Origin of the sequence: Sulfuricystis thermophila, from assembly GCF_004323595.1 — a bacterium.
GTDB classification, from domain to species: Bacteria; Pseudomonadota; Gammaproteobacteria; order Burkholderiales; family Rhodocyclaceae; genus Sulfuricystis; species Sulfuricystis thermophila.
Window position 1 is genome coordinate 2,508,784 of sequence record NZ_AP019373.1, and the last position, 15,979, is coordinate 2,524,762.

The following is a 15,979-nucleotide window of genomic DNA, read 5'->3' on the forward strand; positions in this document are numbered from 1 at the left end:
GAGCGTAGAATCCCGTCATGCCTGCCCAGCCCGATCCGCGCGAGCCACGCCCGCGTGCGCAAAGTCTCTTCGAACAGCACCTCACCGACGTGCAGCTGCTGCTCGCGCGTCAGCGGCGCGTCGAGGCGCTGGTCGAGAAGCAGGAAACGCCGCGCCACGGCGTGGTCGAGGATCTGGTGCACCGCCAGCACCTCGTCGAGCTGCACAACCTGCTGCGGCGGCTTTCGGCCGCGGAAATCGCCCGCCTGATCGAAGTCCTGCCGGAAGAAGATCGTCTCACCACCTGGCAGGAAGTCGAGGAGTCCCGCGGCGAGCTGGTGCTCGAATTCCTCCCCGACGAACTGCGCGCCGAATTGCTCGCCGCGCGTCCGCTGCACGGCGCGCCGAGCAGCGCGGTCTCGGCCTTTGAGCTCAGAAACGGCCGCCTGTCGCAGGCGCGCATCGCCCGGCGCGAGGATCTCGCCACGGTGGCGCCGATCTGGATCGACCTCGTCGCGCCCTCTGCCCAGGTGCGTGCCTGGGTCGGCGAATTCTTCGATCTCTACCTGCCCGACCCAGAAGACGTCGACGACATCGAGGAATCGGCGCGCTTCTACATCGACGACAACGGCGCGGTGCACTTGAGTTCGAACTTCCTGCTCAGCCGCCAGGGGGTGACGCGCAACGTGCCGGTGGCCTTCATCCTGCACCGGAACATCCTGTTCTCGGTGCGCAACGAGGAGCTGCCGGTGTTCCGCCTGCAACGGCTGCGCGCACGCACTCAGCCGGGCTATGTGTCGGATGGCAAGGACGTGCTGCTCGACCTGTTTGGCGCCGACGTCGAATACTCGGCCGACACGCTCGAGGAAACCTATGCGGAGCTCGAACGCGTCGGCCGTCAGGTGCTCTCGCCGCAGGTCTCCGACGACGAGGCGGCCGAGATCCTCGCCGAGATCGCCAAGGGCGAGGACTTGAACGGCCGCATCCGCAGGAACGTGCTCGATACGCGCCGCGCGCTCTCGTTCCTGATGCGCGGCCGGCTGCTGGAGCCGGAGCAGCACGAGGACGCGCGCCAGATCCTGCGCGACATCGAGTCGCTCGACGGCCACACCTCGTTCCTGTTCAACAAGATCAACTTCCTGATGGATGCCGCGGTCGGTTTCATCAACATCAACCAGAACAAGCGCGTGTCGAAACTGACGGCGATCACCGTCGTGTTCGTGCCGATCAACATCATCGCCGGCATCGGCGGCATGTCGGAATTTTCGATGATGACCCAGGGCATTCCCTGGCCGATCTCCTACGGCGCCTTCACCGTGGCGATGGCACTCTTAGGTTTCGGCACCTATCATGCGCTGCGCTATTTCGAGCGTCGCGAGGCGGCCAAACGGCTTGCCGCACGCCGTTCGCGATCAGCGTGAGACTGCCATAGTCGAAGCGCAGGCCGAACCAGTCGGTTTCGCCAGCGAGTTCTGCCGCGCAGACCTTGATCACGCCAGCATGGGCGACCACCACCGCCTCGTCGGGCAATTCGGCCAGGAAAGCCGCCACGCGCTGACGCAGGTCGGCCACGCGCTCACCGCCCGGTGGCTGGAAATGGCAGGGATCGGCGGCCCAGGCATCGAGCAATGCGCGATCGAGTGCCTCCCACGGCTGCATTTCCCAATTGCCGAAATCGATCTCGCGCAGTCGCGCATCGACGATCGGCGCCGGATGCAGATGTTCCGCGAGCCGCAAGCAGCGCTGCAAAGGACTCGAGTAGACCGGCAAATCTTTGGGCAGCAAGGGGCCCAGCACAGCGGCATGCAGCGCCGGATCCTCGGCGAGCGGCAGATCGGTGGCGCCGTAGCAGATGCCGGGGGCGACGGCGGGCAAGGGGTGTCTGATCAACCACAGGCGCATGTGAGCCCCAGATAGAAGGCGATTTCGGCGAGTTGTTGCGTCGCCCCGAGGCAGTCGCCGGTATAGCCGCCGAGGCGGCGGACGAACCAGCGCGCCATCAGCCACGTGACCCCCGCGACGAGCGCGAGCGCGACGGCCACCTGCGGCCAAGGCAAGCACAGGCAGGGCAAAAGCCCGCAGAGCGCCGCGAAGGCGAGCTCGCCCTTCGACAGCCGCGTGGCGAGAGGCTTCGCCTTGCCCGCTTCGCGCGCATAGTCGAGCGCGTAGATCAGGGTCGTCGCCGCGAAACGCGACAGCGCATGGCCACCGATCAGCGCAAGCGCGAAAGTCGGCGCTGCTGGGACGGCACCCTCGCCCGCCAGCAGCTCGAAAAGCGCCGCGAACTTGATCAGCAACACCACAACGATGCCGATCGCACCGAAACTGCCGATGCGTGAGTCCTTCATGATCGTCAGCGCCTGCTCGCGCGTCCAGCCCCCACCCAGGCCGTCGAGCGTGTCGGTGAGGCCGTCCTCGTGAAAGGCGCCGGTGACGATGAGGGTCGCCGCCATGCCGAGCAAGACGGCGATGGACGGCGGCCACAGCCATGCGGCCGCCAGCGTGACCATGGCGCCGATCGCGCCGACGATGCCCCCCACCGCCGGAAACCAGCGCGCGGCGTGATCGAGCTGCTCGACCGAATGGCCGACCCAGCCCGGCGCCGGGATGCGCGTGAAAAAGCGCAGCGCGGCGAAGAAGTATTCGATCTCCCGACGAATCACAGCCTTTCGGCCACCCCGGCCTCGGCGAAGCTCGCCATCTCGCCCAGCATCGCGCTGGCGCTCTTGACCAGCGGCCAGGCGAGCGCCGCGCCGGTGCCTTCGCCAAGCCGCAGATCGAGGTCGATGAGCGGCCGCGCGCCGAGGTGCGCCAGCTGCACCTGATGGCCTCGTTCCTGCGACAGATGCGAGAACACCGCATAGTCGAGGAAGGCCGGCGCAAGCTTTGCGGCGATGAGCGCCGCCGCGCCGGAGATGAAGCCATCGACCAGCACCAGCATCTTGCGGCGCGCGGCTTCCAGCATGCCGCCGGCCATCGTCGCGATCTCGAAGCCGCCGTAGCGCGCCAGCACCGCGAGCGGCTCGTCGCTGCGCTGCAGCCAGACATCGAGCGCCTGCTGGAGCAATTGCCGCTTTCTGGCCAGCCCCGCATCATCGAGCCCGGTGCCGCGACCGACGCAGTCGGCCAGCGGCGCGCCGGTCAGGCAATGGCTGATGAGCGAGGCCGAGGCGGTGTTGCCAATCCCCATCTCGCCGAAGCCGACGACGTTGCAGCCGGCCTCATCGAGCTGCGCGACGATCCGCGCCCCGTTGGCGAGCGCCGTTTCGCATTGCGCCATCGTCATCGCCGCGCCATCGAGATACGAGGCCGTGCCGATCGCTGAGACTTTCGCGTCGATCAGCCCGGGCCGCTCGCCAAAGTCGTGGGCGACGCCGCAATCGACGATGATGAGCTCCAGGCCATTGGCGCGCGCGAAGACGTTGATCGCCGCGCCGCCGGCCAAGAAATTCTCGACCATCTGCCAGGTCACCTCCTGCGGATAGGCCGAGATGCCGGCTTTTGCCGCGCCATGATCGCCGGCGCAGACGACGATGTGCGGACGGCGCAGCGTAGGTAGGAGTGTCTGCTGGATGCGGCCGAGCTGCAAGGCGAGCGCCTCGATGCGGCCGAGGCTGCCCAGGGGCTTGGTCTTGTTGTCGATCGCTTGCCGCAAAGCGGTATCGAGCCCACGGCTCGCCGGTTCCACCTGGAATTGCATCATCGCCACCCAAAAAACAGCATTGTATCCTTCGCCCATGATCGAACTGATCCTCGGCGGCGCCCGTTCGGGCAAGAGCAGCTACGCTGAAACACAGGCAGCGGCCTCCGGCCTGGCCGTCGTCTATGTCGCCACCGGCGAGGCGCGTGATGCCGAAATGAGCGAACGCATCGCCCACCATCGAGCGCGCCGCCCCGCCGCCTGGCGCACCATCGAGGAGCCCTTGGCGTTGGCTGCCGCGCTCGCGCGCGAGGCTTCACCACAGCGCTGTCTCATCGTCGATTGTTTGACGCTGTGGCTCTCCAACGTGCTGCTTTCCGCGCGGGAAGAGGAACTCGAGCGGCTGCTCGCCGAGTTGCCGCGACTTCCGGGACGGATCCTCCTCGTTTCCAACGAAGTGGGCTGGGGCATCGTGCCGGAAAACGCGCTGGCGCGGCGCTTTCGCGACGAACAGGGGCGGCTCAACCAGACAATCGCCCAGCTCGCCGACCGCGTCACCCTCATCGCCGCGGGATTGCCGCTGCAGCTCAAATAAAAACCGGCGGTTTCCCGCCGGCCAAGAGGTGCAGCATGCAAGCAATCCTCATTGCGCGCCGTTCGTCTCCTGCGCCTCATGCCAGAGCGCATTGACGACGGCGAGCAAAACGGCCATGGCTAGGCCCAGGATCCAAGCGAAATACCACATGGCGATCTCCTCAATAAAGCATTTTGTCGTTGGCGGCGATGTATTGCTCATCCAGCTTGCCGCGCATCACCCGATAGCCCCAGCCGGTATAGGCGAGCACGAGCGGCGTGAAGATCAACGCCACCCAGAACATCACGTTGAGCGTGTAGGCGCTCGAAGTCACGTCCCAGGCGGTCAGGCTGTGGTTGGGCTGGCTGCTCGAGGGCATCACGAAGGGGAACATCGCCGCACCGGTGGTGAAGATCACCCCGGCGCAGGCAACGGAGGAGGCAACGAATGAGAGGAGCGTCTTGCCGGCGCGCACCAGCCAAACGGCGAGAAGCGCTCCGCCAATGCCTAAGAGAGGAGCCAGCCACAGCAGCGGCCACTGCCTGAAGTTGGCAAGCCAAGCGCCTTTTTCGATCGCGACCTCCTTCATCAGCGGGTTGAGGACGGCATTGGGATCGAGCGCGCTCTTCACCACGTATCCCGGCATCATCGCCACGAAGACGCCGGCCAGTGCAAAACCCGCCGCAACGACGACACCCGCGACGGTCACCGCCTTCACGCTGCGCCGCTGCAGCTCCCCGTCGGTGCGGTGGGCCAGAAAGGTTGCGCCTTGCAGCACGAGCAGCATCAGGCTGACGATGCCGCACAAAAGCGCAAACGGGTTGAGTACGAGCGCCCAGAACGAGCCGGTGTAGTAGGAACGCAGGCTGTCGTCGAAGTGAAATGGCACGCCTTGCAGCAGATTGCCGAAAGCCACGCCAAAGACCAGCGCCGGAATCGCGCTACCGGCGAACAAGCCCCAATCCCAGGCGGTGCGCCAGCGGGAATCAGCGATCTTGGAGCGGTAATCGAAGCCGGTCGGGCGGAAGAACAGCGCAAAGAGCACCAACAATAGCGCCCAGTAAAGACCCGAGAAAGCCGTGGCATACACCACCGGCCAGGCGGCGAAAATCGCCCCACCGCCGGTGATGAACCACACCTGGTTGCCATCCCAGTGCGGCGCCACGCTATTGATCATGATGCGTCGCTCGGCATCGTTCTTGCCCAGAAAGGGCAGCAGCGTGCCCACCCCCATGTCGTGACCGTCCATGACCGCGAAGCCAATGAGCAAAATGCCCACCAGCAGCCACCAGATCAATTTCAGCATCGCGTAATCGAACATCTTCCATTCTCCTTTCAGGCGGTTGCAGCGGAAACCGACACGGTTTCCGGCTTGCCGAGTGAGGCATAAGGACCCAGCTTCGCGTACTTGATCATCAGGTAGAGCTCGGCAATGAGCAGCAAGGTGTAAAAGCCGAGGAATCCGGCCAGCGAGCCCCAAAGGTTGGCGGAGGTCAGCGTCGAGGCGGAAAGGTGGGTCGGTAACAGGCCATGCACCGTCCACGGCTGCCGACCATATTCGGCGACGAACCAGCCGGCATGTGCCGCCAGCCAGGGCAACGGCAGCGTGTAGAGAGCCCACTTGAGCAGCCAGGGTTTGTCGGTGAAAGTGCCTTTGGCGGCATGCCAGATGGCGGTAACGAAGAGAGCCAGCATCAGCAAGGCGGCCAGCACCATGAAGCGGAAAGTCCAAAAGAGCGGCGCCACCTTCGGCACCGAATCGTGCGCCGCCTGGGCGATCATTTCCGGCGTGACTTGGCCCATGTCCTCGGTGTATTTCTTCAGCAGCAGACCATAGCCGAGGTCGGCCTGATGCCGTTGGAATTGCTCGCGCATGACCCCATCCTGCGGATTCTTGCGCAACGCCTCGAGCGCGACGAGCGCTTGGATGCCCGACTCGATGCGCGCCTTGTTGTGCTCGCGAATCTCCCGGATGCCCGGGATGGTCTCACTGGTCGAACGCGTGGCAAGGAGGCCCAGCACATAGGGAATGCGGATCGCCCAACTGTTGGTTTGCTTTTCCTCATCGATGCCGGCGATCACGTTGAAACCCGCTGGCGCCGGTTCCGTCTCCCACATGGCCTCGAGGGCGGCGAGCTTGGACTTTTGCGCCTCGGAAACGGCATAGCCAGATTCGTCACCAAGCACGATCACCGAAGCCGCGCCAGCGAGACCAAAGGCGGCCGCCACCCGGAACGACCGTTTGGCAAACTCGATGTGCCGCCCTTTGAGCAGATACCATGAGGAAATCGCCAGCACGAATACCGCGCCGGTGACATAACCGGCCGAGACGGTATGGACGAACTTCGCCTGGGCGGCCGGGTTGAAGACGATCGCCCAGAAATCGTTGAGCTCCATGCGCATCGTCACCGGATTGAAGGCGGCGCCCACCGGCTCTTGCATCCAGCCATTGGCGATCAGGATCAGCACGGCCGACAGATTGGTGCCGAGCGCCATCAACATCGTGACCATGAGATGGCCGACCTTTGAGAGCCGCTGCCAGCCGAAGAAGAAGAGGCCGACCATGGTCGATTCGAGGAAGAAGGCGGCCAAACCCTCGATCGCCAGCGGCGCGCCGAAGATGTCGCCGACGTAGTGCGAGTAATAGGCCCAGTTGGTGCCGAACTGAAATTCCATCGTCAGCCCCGTGGACACCCCCAGCGCAAAGTTGATGCCGTAGAGCTTGCCCCAGAACTTCGTCATGTCGCGCCAGATTTCCTTGCCGGAAAGCACATAGGCAGACTCCATGATCACCAACAGCCAGGAGAGGCCCAGGGTGAGGGGCACGAACAGGAAGTGGTACATCGCAGTGGCAGCGAATTGCAACCGCGCGAGGTCAACGGCGGTGGGATCGATCATCGTTGCTATCCTCCTTGCTTGATTGGGAAATGGGGGAGGTGACGAGGCGTTGCGCCATGCCATCACCGTCGATCTTCTTTTTCTGCGGGAGAACGAAGGCGCTCCATAGGCCGACGAGTGCGATTGCCTTGATCAGCAGGGCGGCAATGATGTGGCGGGCCAAGGGAGAGGAAAAAAGCGGCTTCATCGTCATGCAGACCTCGATTCAGGCCGCGCATGCTAATCGGGTCGTCTGCAGGCCACAATGCGGTTTGATGACGCGCGACAGGGAACCGCGCGGCAACGCGTCGCATTCAGCGGCGGGCGTGCTTTTTGAGTTTGCGCTGCAGGCTGCGCCGCTCGAGCCCCAGGAAACGGGCGGTGGCGGAGATATTGCCGTCGTGACGAACGAGCGCCCAGCAAAGTCTTTCCCATTCGAGCTGGGGACAGCTCAACACATCCTTTGCCACCGGAACCGTTGCGTCCGCGTCCTCTCTGGAAAATGCGGCGAGCACTTCATCGACCGAGGCCGGCTTGGCCAGATAATGCACCGCACCGCAGCGAATCGCCTCGGTCGCCGTCGCGAGGCTGGCATAGGCGGTGAGCAATACGATGCGCATGTGCGGATTGGCCGCGCGCAATCGCGTCAGAAGATGCAGGCCAGAGATCGGCCGACCGAGATTCAGATCGAGCACGACACGATCGATCGCAGGTTCCTCCTGCACCGTTGACAGGGCGCTGGCTTCGTCATGCGCGACGTGTACGCAGAGGCCACGACGACGCAAGGCCCGCGCCATGACGCCGCAAAAGTCCTGGTTGTCATCGACGATGAGAATCCCACGAGCGGCATCGTGCCCTCTGTGCGCTCTTTGCGTGAGCGGATGTTTTCCCGCGCCGGGTTCGGTTTTGTCAAACATGACAATGATCGTAATCAATTTTGCCGCCGAAGCTGCGCGACAAATCGTCGCTGTGGACCCGGTCAGCCGCATGCGATCAGCTTCACCCTCACCCAGCCGCGCACGCTGTTGATGAACCACAGCGCATCGGCGCGCGCGAGGTCTGCGATGCGCAGGTGCCGTGTGACGATTTCGCCACGCGCCAGCAGCTCGGCACGCAGCACGCCGGGCAACAGGCCGGCTGCGACGGGGGGCGTCAAACGCTCGCCATCCAGTTCGACGACTACATTGCCGCGGGTGAATTCGGTGATCTCGCCCCGTGCATTCCACAGCAGCGTATCGAACACGCCCGGCGGCGGGCTGAAGGGCGCATAGGCGGAACGCTCGGTGGTCTTGTGACAGAGGAACTCGGGCTCGGCGACGATCGGCCGGCTGGCGAGCACGACCGTCGCCTCTTGCGGCGTCGGCGCCAAGGGAAACGCCTCGCTTTGCAACCGCCCCTGACGATCGAGCAGCAGCCGCACCCGCCACCGTCCCACCGGGTGTGCGGCGGCGAGCGCCTCGAGATGCCGCAGCACGCGCGCTCGCTCGCAGGGAAAGCCGAAATGCTCGGCGCTCGCGCTGAGCCGCGCGAGATGGCCTTCGAGCAGAACGAACGCGCCGTCATCGAGCGCCAAGGTTTCCAGCAGAGCGAAGCCTGCCGTCGCGCGCAGCAGGAAACGGCGCTTGGCGAGCCATTCGGCATATTCGGCCTCTGCTTGGGAATCCGAGACGATGCCGCTGCCGATGCCGCATTCGGCACGGGAAGCCTGACGATCGAGCGTCACGGTGCGGATGCCGACGTTGAAGGTGGCATGGCCGCCGGGGCGGATGAGGCCGAGCGCGCCGCAATAGGCGCCGCGCGGCGCGGTTTCCAGTGCGGCGATCGCGGCCATCGCGGCGATCTTCGGCGCACCGGTGACCGAGCCGCAGGGAAACAGCGCGGCAAACACCTCGGCAAGCCCCACTTCTGGCCGTGTGATGCACGCGACGGTCGAGCTCATCTGCCAGACGGTGGGCAGCGCATCGAGCGCGAAGAGTTCCGGCACGCGCACCGAGCCGAGCCGCGCGATGCGCGAGAGATCGTTGCGCAGCAGATCGACGATCATCAGGTTCTCGGCGCGCTCCTTTTCGGATGCGCGCAGCGCCGCCGCAACCGCGGCATCGCGCGCCGCTTCGCCATGGCGCGGCGCGGTGCCCTTCATCGGCCGCGTGGTGAGCACACCGTCCGGACGCCAGTCGAAAAAGAGTTCTGGCGACACCGAGAGGATCTCCCAGTCGTCATCTTGCAGATGCAGGCAATAGCCCGCGGGCTGAGCGGCGACGAGTGATGCAAACAAGGCCGCGCCGCTGCCGGAAAAATCGCTTGCCAGCCGCGTGGTCAGATTGACCTGATAAAACTCGCCGTCGGCGATGCGCTGGCGCAAAGTGTCGATCGCGGCGCAAGCGGCAGGCGGGTCCGTCGCAATGCGCCAGGGGCCGCAATGGAAGCCCGCCTCCGTTGCCGATTCCGCCCCTTGCTCGGCCGCGGCATAGACCGCAAACGCTGCGAGTGGCAGGAAGGGAGCCGGCGGGCGCACCTCGAGCGCGGCGTCGAAAGCCGGCGCGGCCTCATAGGCGACGAAACCGACGACCCAATGGCCGGCGCGCGCCGCAGCCATCGCCCGGTCGAGCACGGCCGGCACATCGGGGGAGCTTTTGGCGATGAGCACGGCTTGCGGGGCGGCGAAACGAAGGCGCAGCCGTCCGCCCTTCCCATCGGGAAAATCGAGGCGGGCTCTCATGCCGTCAGCATGGCCGACAGCCTGGGCTCGAGCGCCTCTTCCACCGCATCGGCGAGACGCTCGAAGTCGGCTTCCCGCCGTGCGGCGCGATCGACCGCCTGATCGATGTCGGCGCCCGCCCAGCCGAGCAGCGCGGAAAACGCCGCGGGGTGGTCGAACAGGCCATGGCAGTAGGTGCCGAGAATCTGGCCGTCTGCCGACAGGGCGCCATCCGAGCGGCCATCGTCGAGCACGGCCGCCGGCTGGGCGAGGGCCGGACCGGTCGTCACCCCCATGTGGATTTCATAACCCGCGAGGGGTGCCGTCCTACCAGCGCCGAGTTTCAATCTGCCGCTCACATTGCGCAGTTGCTTTTCCATCGCGAGCGTCGTCTCACAGTCGATGAGCCCCAGGCCCGCCATGCTGCCGGGCGGTCCTTCGAGGCCGAGCGGATCGTGGATCGCACGCCCCAGCATCTGAAAGCCGCCGCAGATGCCGATCAGCTTGCCGCCATAGCGCAGGTGACGTTTCAGCGCCGCCTCATGACCGTGTTCCCGCAGCCAGGCGAGATCCGCCTGCACCGCTTTCGACCCGGGCAACACGACGAGATCGCAAGGCGGCAGCGCCTGTCCCGGCCCCACCCAGCGGAAATCGACTTCCGCTGCGAGGCGCAAGGGATCGAGATCGGTCGCATTCGAGATGCGCGGGAAAGCGAGCGCTGCGACCGCAAGCCTTGCCTCGCCGCTGTGCTCGACATGGCGTTCCAGCGCATCCTCGGCGTCGAGGAACAAGCCGTGGAGATAGGGAAGGACGCCCAGCACCGGCTTGCCGGTGCGTTTTTCGAGCCAGTCGAGGCCCGGTTGCAAGAGACCGATGTCGCCGCGGAACTTGTTGATCACCAGTCCGGTGAGCCGCGCCCGCTCGCTCGCCGAGAGGCATTCGAGCGTGCCTACCATGTGCGCGAGCACGCCGCCGCGATCGATGTCGCCGACGAGCCACACCGGAATGTCGGTGGCTTCGGCAAAGCCCATGTTGGCGATGTCGCGGTCGCGCAAATTCACTTCGGCCGGGCTGCCTGCGCCTTCGACGACGATGAACTCGAATTCGGCTGCCAACCGCCGCCAGGACTCCAGCACCGCCGCCATCGCCACACGCTTGTAGTCGTGGTAGGCGCGCGCGTCGAGATCGGCCGCGACCTTGCCGTGGAGGATCACCTGCGCGCGGCGATCCGAGCTGGGCTTGAGCAGCACCGGGTTGAAATCCGTGCGCGCTTCGAGTCCCGCCGCCTGCGCCTGCAGCGCCTGGGCGCGGCCGATTTCGCCGCCATCGACGGTGACCGCCGAATTCAAGGCCATGTTCTGCGGCTTGAACGGCGCCACCTTCACACCGCGCCGCGCGAGGATGCGGCACAAGGCCGCAACCAACACGCTCTTGCCGGCATCCGAGGTGCAGCCTTGTATCATCAGAGCTTTCATATGCGCGATTTTCTCACGCCATTGCTCCTTGCCCTGGCCGCCATCCTGCTCGACCGGCTGCTCGGCGAGCCGAAGCGCTTTCATCCGCTCGTCGGTTTCGGGCGTCTCGCAGATCTGGTGGAACGCACATTGCGCCGCGGCGCGCCGGGCCATCCGCTCGGAAACCGCCTGCGCGGCCTCATCGCCTGGTCGATCCTCGTCGCGCCGCCGGTTCTGCTGGCGGCAATGTGGGCCCACCCGCTCGTCGATCTGCTGCTGCTCACCTTCGCGCTCGGGGCAAGAAGCCTCGCCGAACATGCACAGGCCGTCGCCGCGCCCCTGGCCGCCGGGGATCTTCCGGCCGCGCGGCAGGCCGTCGGCCAAATCGTCACGCGCGAGACGGCACTGCTCGATGAAGCAGGTGTCGCCAAGGCCGCCGTCGAGTCGGTGTTGGAAAACGGCCTTGATGCGGTGTTCGGCGCGCTGTTCTGGTTCTTTCTCGCCGGCGGCGCCGGGGCGCTTTTGTTTCGCCTCGCCAATACGCTCGATGCGATGTGGGGCCATCGCGACGAGCGGCGACGCCATTTCGGCTGGGCCGCAGCGCGCCTCGACGATTTGCTGGGCCTCGTCCCCGCGCGGCTCACGGCGCTGACCTACGCGCTTTTGGGCAGCACGCGCACGGCGCTTGCCTGCTGGCTTAAGCAGGCGCGGCAGTGGCCGAGCCCCAACGCCGGCCCGGTGATGGCCGCGGGCTTAGGCGCGTTGAAAGTCGGCGCTGGCGGGACGGCACGTTACGCGGGCCGCGACGAATCACGCCCCGCCCTGGGCTGCGGGCCTGCGCCAAAGAGCACCGACATCCGCCGCGCGCAGGCGCTCATCACCCGCGGCGTCTGGCTGTGGCTTGCCGTCTTCGCGATCTGGAGCTTCTTTCGTGCTTGAGCATGGCGGCCGACTGAACGCGGCGGCGCGGCGTTTCGGCATGCCGCGCCAAGCTTGGCTCGATCTGTCGACCGGCATTGCGCCCTGGCCCTATCCGCTGCCGGCCGTGCCGGTGGACGTCTGGCAGCGGCTGCCCGAAGAGGACGACGGCCTCGATGCCGCCGTGCGCGCCCATTACGGCGTCATGGGGCTCGCGGTGCCCGGCAGCCAGTGGGCGATCGGCACCCTGCCGCGCCTGCTGCCGCCGGGTCGCGTGGCGCTCGCCAAACCGATCTACGCCGAGCATCCAGCCGCCTGGCGCGCGGCCGGCCATGAGATCGTCGCCTGGCACGAGCCCGCCGATTACGCGCTCTGTTGCCGGCCGAACAACCCCACCGGCGCGCTGCTGCCGCGCGCGCAGCTCATCGAACGCGCCAAGCGCCTGCGGCTCATCGTCATCGACGAAGCCTTCCTCGATGCGACAGCCGAGGAGACGCTGATCGCTGCCGCCGACAATGTCGTCGTGTTACGCTCGCTGGGAAAGTTCTGGGGTCTTGCCGGAGTACGCATCGGCTTCGTCTTCGCGCCGGCATGGCTCGATGAAAAACTGCGCAGCATGCTCGGCCCCTGGGCAGTCGCCCATCCGGCCCGCTGGGCGGCAACGCTCGCGCTGGCCGACACCCACTGGCAGGCGGCGCAACGGGCGCGGCTGGCCCAGGCATCCCAACGGCTTGCGCAGCTGCTCGCTGCACGGGGACTTGCCAACACCGGCACGGCATTGTTTCGTTACGCGATAACGCCCGCCGCCGAAACGATTCATCTCGCGCTGGCCCGGCAGGGCATCCTGGTGCGGCAGTTCACCGATCCGCCGGCGCTGCGCTTCGGCCTGCCGGCTGACGAGGCACAATGGCGGCGGCTCGAATCCGCCTTGGAGGAAACGACATGAAGCATCTCTTCTGGCTCTTCGCCCTGCTCGCTTTCGCGGTGCGCGCGGAGATCACCGTGACCGACGATGGCGGCAGCGTGCTGCATCTCGCGCAACCCGCACAACGCATCGTCAGCCTCGCCCCGCACATCACCGAGACCCTGTTCGCCGCCGGCGCCGGCGAGAAGATCGTCGGCGCGGTCGATTACAGCGACTTTCCCAAGGCCGCCCAGGCCCTCCCGCGCATCGGCGGCTATTCGCGGCTCGATCTCGAACGCATCCTCGCCTTGCGGCCCGATCTCGCAATCGGCTGGGCTTCCGGCAACAGCGCTGCGCACATCGAAAAGCTGCGCGCCGCCGGCATCCCGGTGTTCCTCGTCCAGCCGGAACGCATCGACGACGTGGCGAAGAACCTCGAACGCTTCGGCCTGCTTGCCGGCACCGCAGCGACGGCCAACGCCGCGGCGGCGGATTTCCGCCAGCGCCTGCTCGAGCTGCGCGCCCGTTACGGCGCCCGGCCCACGGTGCGCGTCTTCTACCAGATCTGGAAGCAACCCCTGATGACCGTCGGCGGCAGCCAGGTGATCACGGACGTGATCCGCCTCTGTGGCGGCGAAAACGTCTTCGCCGATCTCAAACCGCTGGCGCCACAGGTCACGGTCGAGGCGGTGATCCAAGCCGACCCCGAAGTCATCGTCGCCTCCGGCATGGGCGAGGCGCGGCCCGAATGGCTCGACGACTGGCGGCAGAGGACGACGCTCACGGCGGTCAGGCGCGATAATCTGTTTTTCATCCCGCCCGATCTGATCCAGCGCCACACCCCGCGCCTCGTCGAGGGTGCGGCGCGGCTGTGCGAACAGCTGGAGGCCGCGCGGGGAAAACGCATGCAAGGGAAGGATGGCCGATGAAACGCAGCGCTTATCGACGCACGATCCTCACTGCGGCTCTCATGCTGCCTGCTCTGATTGCCTCGGCGGAGGCAACAGGGCCGCTTTCCACCTACACGCCGCCGCTTTCGGCCGAACTGAAAGCGCGGCTGGCGCAGGCCGATGTCGCCGCCGGCGCACGCTTTTTCGAGCGCAAATGCTCGCAATGCCACGACGGCGAAAAGACCGGCGCCCATGCGAAAGGACCTTGGCTGTGGAACGTGTTCGGGCGGCACGCTGGCAGCATCGCCGGCTTCGAGTTCTCCACAGCGATGAAATCGGCCGGCGTGGTCTGGGACTTCGCCACGCTGGACTATTACCTCGCCGATACCGAGCGGGCCGTGCCCGGTCGGGCGATGAATTTCACCGGCATCAGCGACCCGATGCTGCGCGCCGCCGTCGTCGTGCATCTGAGCCGCCTCAACGACGCCCCGCCAGCGCTGCCTTGAGAGCTTGTGAAAAAATTCGTCGCGAGCGGGCTGATGGCAAGGCGCCCGGAGCGCAGCGACCGAGACATACCATACAGGTAGGCGAGGGAGCGAGCACCGCGCAACGCAGCCAGCGGGCCGCGCAGCAGAATTTTTCGCAAGCTCTGAGGGTTCGCAAGGCATTGTTCTGCTGCTAGAATTCGCGCCTTTTCGGCGCAAGCCGCCTTGGGGCTGCAGCGGATCTTCGCGCTGCGGTTTTCTGTGACGCGGGGCGGGATCGCTCCGCAGCGATTGGGGGAACCGCCATGCAAGGCCTTCACCTGACCGCCGATCTCTATCAGTGCGGTTGCAATCTTTCACTGCTCGTCGACGCTGACGCTCTCGCCGAAATGTGCCGGCGCCATACTTTGGCCGTCGGCCTCACGCTGGTGGACGAAAAATGGTTCACCTTTCCCGAGTATCAGGGCCAGCCCGGCGGCGTGACCGGCATGCTGCTCCTGGCCGAATCGCATCTGGCCGTGCACACCTGGCCGGAGCGGCGCGGCGTGACGCTCGACGTCTATGTCTGCAACTTCTGCCAGGACAATTCGGCCAAGGCCGAGCGCCTGGCCAGCGAATTGCTCGCCGCCTTCGCGCCCGCACGGGCTGAGACCCACCGCATCCTGCGCGGCGACACCGACAACGCCGGCGCCAGCGACGAGCTGATCCTCGAAGCGCTCGATGAGCACAGCGTCTATGGCTACCGCATCCGCGAGCGGCTTCTCACGCAAAAGACTGCCGGCGACCAGCTGCTGGAGATTTTCGACACGCCGCAGTTCGGCCGCACGATGCGGCTCGATGGCCATTTCATGACCTCGGCGGGCGAAGAATTCTTCTACCACGAAGCGCTGGTGCATCCGGCGGCGATCAGTCATCCCGCACCACGCAAGGCGCTGATCATCGGCGGCGGCGATGGTGGCGCGGCGGAGGAACTCCTCAAGCACCCGAGCATCGAACGCGTCGTCATCGCCGAGCTCGATGCGGATGTCGTCGAGGCGGCCAAACACCATCTCAATGATGTGCATCGCGGCGTCTTCGCCGATCCCCGGCTCGAAGTGAAGATCGGCGACGGTTTCGCCTATCTCGAAACCACCGACGAGCGCTTCGACCTCGTCTTCTTCGATCTCACCGATCCGGACACCCCCGCCGCCTCGCTCTACACCGCCGTCTCGTTCGCCAAGGCGCAGCGCGCGCTCGCGCCGGGCGGTGCGTTGGTGCTGCACATCGGCTCGCCGGTCTTCCATCCCGAGCGTGTGCGGGGAATCGTCGCCGAGCTGCGCCGGGTCTTTTCCGCCGTGCATTGCTACGGCCTTTACATCCCGCTCTACGGCGCCTATTGGGGCCTGGCGATCGCTTCCGACGGGCTGAATCCGACCGCAGCCGATGCGGCAACGGTCGATGCGCGGCTGGCCGAGCGCGGCATCCGCGATCTGCGCTACTACAACGCGGAGGTGCATGGCGCGCTGTTCGCGCTGCCGAATTTCTATCGGAAGCTGGTCGGATCAGGGACTCTGCCGTAAC

Annotated in this window: 17 protein-coding genes; 7 read left to right on the forward strand and 10 right to left on the reverse strand. The window is 66.0% G+C overall.

Annotation, left to right across the window (positions count from 1 at the left end):
• Nucleotides 1-17 precede the first annotated feature (17 nt).
• Nucleotides 18-1,400 (forward strand): magnesium and cobalt transport protein CorA, encoded by a 1,383-nt coding sequence (locus tag M52SOB_RS12650; protein WP_131112139.1) that lies wholly within the window; start codon nt 18-20, stop codon nt 1,398-1,400.
• On the opposite strand, the gene cobC is transcribed toward M52SOB_RS12650, so the two are convergent.
• The 3 genes from cobC to cobT are packed head-to-tail and all read right to left on the reverse strand — an operon-like array spanning nt 1,291 to nt 3,682.
• Nucleotides 1,291-1,881, reverse strand: coding sequence for an alpha-ribazole phosphatase family protein (cobC, locus tag M52SOB_RS12655; protein ID WP_131112140.1), 591 nt, complete (start codon nt 1,879-1,881; stop codon nt 1,291-1,293). The two genes, M52SOB_RS12650 and cobC, sit on opposite strands and share 110 nt — an antisense overlap.
• On the reverse strand, nt 1,866-2,642 hold the full coding sequence (locus tag M52SOB_RS12660) for an adenosylcobinamide-GDP ribazoletransferase (protein WP_131112141.1): 777 nt from the start codon (nt 2,640-2,642) through the stop codon (nt 1,866-1,868). The genes cobC and M52SOB_RS12660 overlap by 16 nt, the downstream gene beginning before the upstream one ends.
• Complete coding sequence (cobT, locus tag M52SOB_RS12665; RefSeq protein WP_431306340.1) at nt 2,639-3,682, reverse strand: nicotinate-nucleotide--dimethylbenzimidazole phosphoribosyltransferase; 1,044 nt, start codon at nt 3,680-3,682, stop codon at nt 2,639-2,641. The genes M52SOB_RS12660 and cobT overlap by 4 nt, the downstream gene beginning before the upstream one ends.
• Before the next feature lie 34 nt (nt 3,683-3,716).
• Here cobT and cobU point away from each other — a divergent pair, with 34 nt between their 5' ends.
• Nucleotides 3,717-4,214: a bifunctional adenosylcobinamide kinase/adenosylcobinamide-phosphate guanylyltransferase gene (gene cobU, locus M52SOB_RS12670; RefSeq protein WP_131112142.1), complete on the forward strand. Its 498-nt coding sequence runs from the start codon at nt 3,717-3,719 to the stop codon at nt 4,212-4,214.
• Nucleotides 4,215-4,262: 48 nt separating this feature from the next.
• Here cobU and cydX read toward each other — a convergent pair whose 3' ends face one another.
• The 7 genes from cydX to M52SOB_RS12705 form a co-directional block, all read right to left on the reverse strand.
• The gene (gene cydX / locus M52SOB_RS12675; protein WP_131112143.1) at nt 4,263-4,364 is read right to left on the reverse strand and encodes a cytochrome bd-I oxidase subunit CydX; all 102 of its coding nucleotides are present in this window, start codon (nt 4,362-4,364) and stop codon (nt 4,263-4,265) included.
• Nucleotides 4,365-4,374: 10 nt separating this feature from the next.
• Nucleotides 4,375-5,514 (reverse strand): cytochrome d ubiquinol oxidase subunit II, encoded by a 1,140-nt coding sequence (cydB, locus tag M52SOB_RS12680; RefSeq protein WP_131112144.1) that lies wholly within the window; start codon nt 5,512-5,514, stop codon nt 4,375-4,377.
• A gap of 14 nt (nt 5,515-5,528) precedes the next feature.
• Nucleotides 5,529-7,091, reverse strand: coding sequence for a cytochrome ubiquinol oxidase subunit I (locus M52SOB_RS12685; RefSeq protein WP_131112145.1), 1,563 nt, complete (start codon nt 7,089-7,091; stop codon nt 5,529-5,531).
• Nucleotides 7,069-7,284, reverse strand: a complete 216-nt coding sequence (gene cydP / locus M52SOB_RS12690) for a cytochrome oxidase putative small subunit CydP (RefSeq protein WP_131112146.1) — start codon at nt 7,282-7,284, stop codon at nt 7,069-7,071. Before cydP ends, M52SOB_RS12685 begins: the two co-directional genes overlap by 23 nt.
• A 100-nt stretch (nt 7,285-7,384) precedes the next feature.
• Complete coding sequence (locus M52SOB_RS12695; protein WP_284155111.1) at nt 7,385-8,059, reverse strand: response regulator transcription factor; 675 nt, start codon at nt 8,057-8,059, stop codon at nt 7,385-7,387.
• Entirely contained in the window at nt 8,050-9,789 is a 1,740-nt protein-coding gene (locus tag M52SOB_RS12700; RefSeq protein ID WP_131112147.1) for a chorismate-binding protein, read from the reverse strand. The genes M52SOB_RS12695 and M52SOB_RS12700 overlap by 10 nt, the downstream gene beginning before the upstream one ends.
• Nucleotides 9,786-11,243 (reverse strand): cobyric acid synthase, encoded by a 1,458-nt coding sequence (locus tag M52SOB_RS12705; RefSeq protein ID WP_284155112.1) that lies wholly within the window; start codon nt 11,241-11,243, stop codon nt 9,786-9,788. The genes M52SOB_RS12700 and M52SOB_RS12705 overlap by 4 nt, the downstream gene beginning before the upstream one ends.
• On the opposite strand from M52SOB_RS12705, the gene cbiB reads away from it, so the two are divergent.
• The 5 genes from cbiB to speE all read left to right on the forward strand — a co-directional run bounded on the left by cbiB (nt 11,244) and on the right by speE (nt 15,978).
• Nucleotides 11,244-12,161: an adenosylcobinamide-phosphate synthase CbiB gene (gene cbiB, locus M52SOB_RS12710; RefSeq protein ID WP_131112148.1), complete on the forward strand. Its 918-nt coding sequence runs from the start codon at nt 11,244-11,246 to the stop codon at nt 12,159-12,161.
• Complete coding sequence (gene cobD, locus M52SOB_RS12715; RefSeq protein ID WP_131112149.1) at nt 12,154-13,086, forward strand: threonine-phosphate decarboxylase CobD; 933 nt, start codon at nt 12,154-12,156, stop codon at nt 13,084-13,086. The genes cbiB and cobD overlap by 8 nt, the downstream gene beginning before the upstream one ends.
• Entirely contained in the window at nt 13,083-13,973 is an 891-nt protein-coding gene (locus M52SOB_RS12720) for a cobalamin-binding protein (protein WP_172601846.1), read from the forward strand. Before cobD ends, M52SOB_RS12720 begins: the two co-directional genes overlap by 4 nt.
• On the forward strand, nt 13,970-14,440 hold the full coding sequence (locus tag M52SOB_RS12725) for a c-type cytochrome (protein WP_131112151.1): 471 nt from the start codon (nt 13,970-13,972) through the stop codon (nt 14,438-14,440). The genes M52SOB_RS12720 and M52SOB_RS12725 overlap by 4 nt, the downstream gene beginning before the upstream one ends.
• Before the next feature lie 284 nt (nt 14,441-14,724).
• Nucleotides 14,725-15,978 carry a polyamine aminopropyltransferase gene (gene speE, locus M52SOB_RS12730; protein ID WP_131112152.1) on the forward strand — a complete coding sequence of 418 codons (1,254 nt, stop codon included), beginning with the start codon at nt 14,725-14,727 and terminating at the stop codon, nt 15,976-15,978.
• The last annotated feature ends 1 nt before the right edge of the window (nt 15,979 follow it).

What these genes read in the sequence shown, in the direction of transcription:
- M52SOB_RS12650 (WP_131112139.1), top strand. Translation starts at nt 18, where the DNA reads ATGCCTGCCCAGCCCGATCCGCGCGAGCCACGCCCGCGTGCGCAAAGT.
- cobC (WP_131112140.1), bottom strand. Translation starts at nt 1,881, where the DNA reads ATGCGCCTGTGGTTGATCAGACACCCCTTGCCCGCCGTCGCCCCCGGC.
- cobT (WP_431306340.1), bottom strand. Translation starts at nt 3,682, where the DNA reads ATGATGCAATTCCAGGTGGAACCGGCGAGCCGTGGGCTCGATACCGCT.
- cobU (WP_131112142.1), top strand. Translation starts at nt 3,717, where the DNA reads ATGATCGAACTGATCCTCGGCGGCGCCCGTTCGGGCAAGAGCAGCTAC.
- cydX (WP_131112143.1), bottom strand. Translation starts at nt 4,364, where the DNA reads ATGTGGTATTTCGCTTGGATCCTGGGCCTAGCCATGGCCGTTTTGCTC.
- cydB (WP_131112144.1), bottom strand. Translation starts at nt 5,514, where the DNA reads ATGTTCGATTACGCGATGCTGAAATTGATCTGGTGGCTGCTGGTGGGC.
- M52SOB_RS12685 (WP_131112145.1), bottom strand. Translation starts at nt 7,091, where the DNA reads ATGATCGATCCCACCGCCGTTGACCTCGCGCGGTTGCAATTCGCTGCC.
- cydP (WP_131112146.1), bottom strand. Translation starts at nt 7,284, where the DNA reads ATGACGATGAAGCCGCTTTTTTCCTCTCCCTTGGCCCGCCACATCATT.
- M52SOB_RS12695 (WP_284155111.1), bottom strand. Translation starts at nt 8,059, where the DNA reads ATGCGGCTGACCGGGTCCACAGCGACGATTTGTCGCGCAGCTTCGGCG.
- M52SOB_RS12700 (WP_131112147.1), bottom strand. Translation starts at nt 9,789, where the DNA reads ATGAGAGCCCGCCTCGATTTTCCCGATGGGAAGGGCGGACGGCTGCGC.
- M52SOB_RS12705 (WP_284155112.1), bottom strand. Translation starts at nt 11,243, where the DNA reads ATGAAAGCTCTGATGATACAAGGCTGCACCTCGGATGCCGGCAAGAGC.
- cbiB (WP_131112148.1), top strand. Translation starts at nt 11,244, where the DNA reads ATGCGCGATTTTCTCACGCCATTGCTCCTTGCCCTGGCCGCCATCCTG.
- M52SOB_RS12720 (WP_172601846.1), top strand. Translation starts at nt 13,083, where the DNA reads ATGAAGCATCTCTTCTGGCTCTTCGCCCTGCTCGCTTTCGCGGTGCGC.
- M52SOB_RS12725 (WP_131112151.1), top strand. Translation starts at nt 13,970, where the DNA reads ATGAAACGCAGCGCTTATCGACGCACGATCCTCACTGCGGCTCTCATG.
- speE (WP_131112152.1), top strand. Translation starts at nt 14,725, where the DNA reads ATGCAAGGCCTTCACCTGACCGCCGATCTCTATCAGTGCGGTTGCAAT.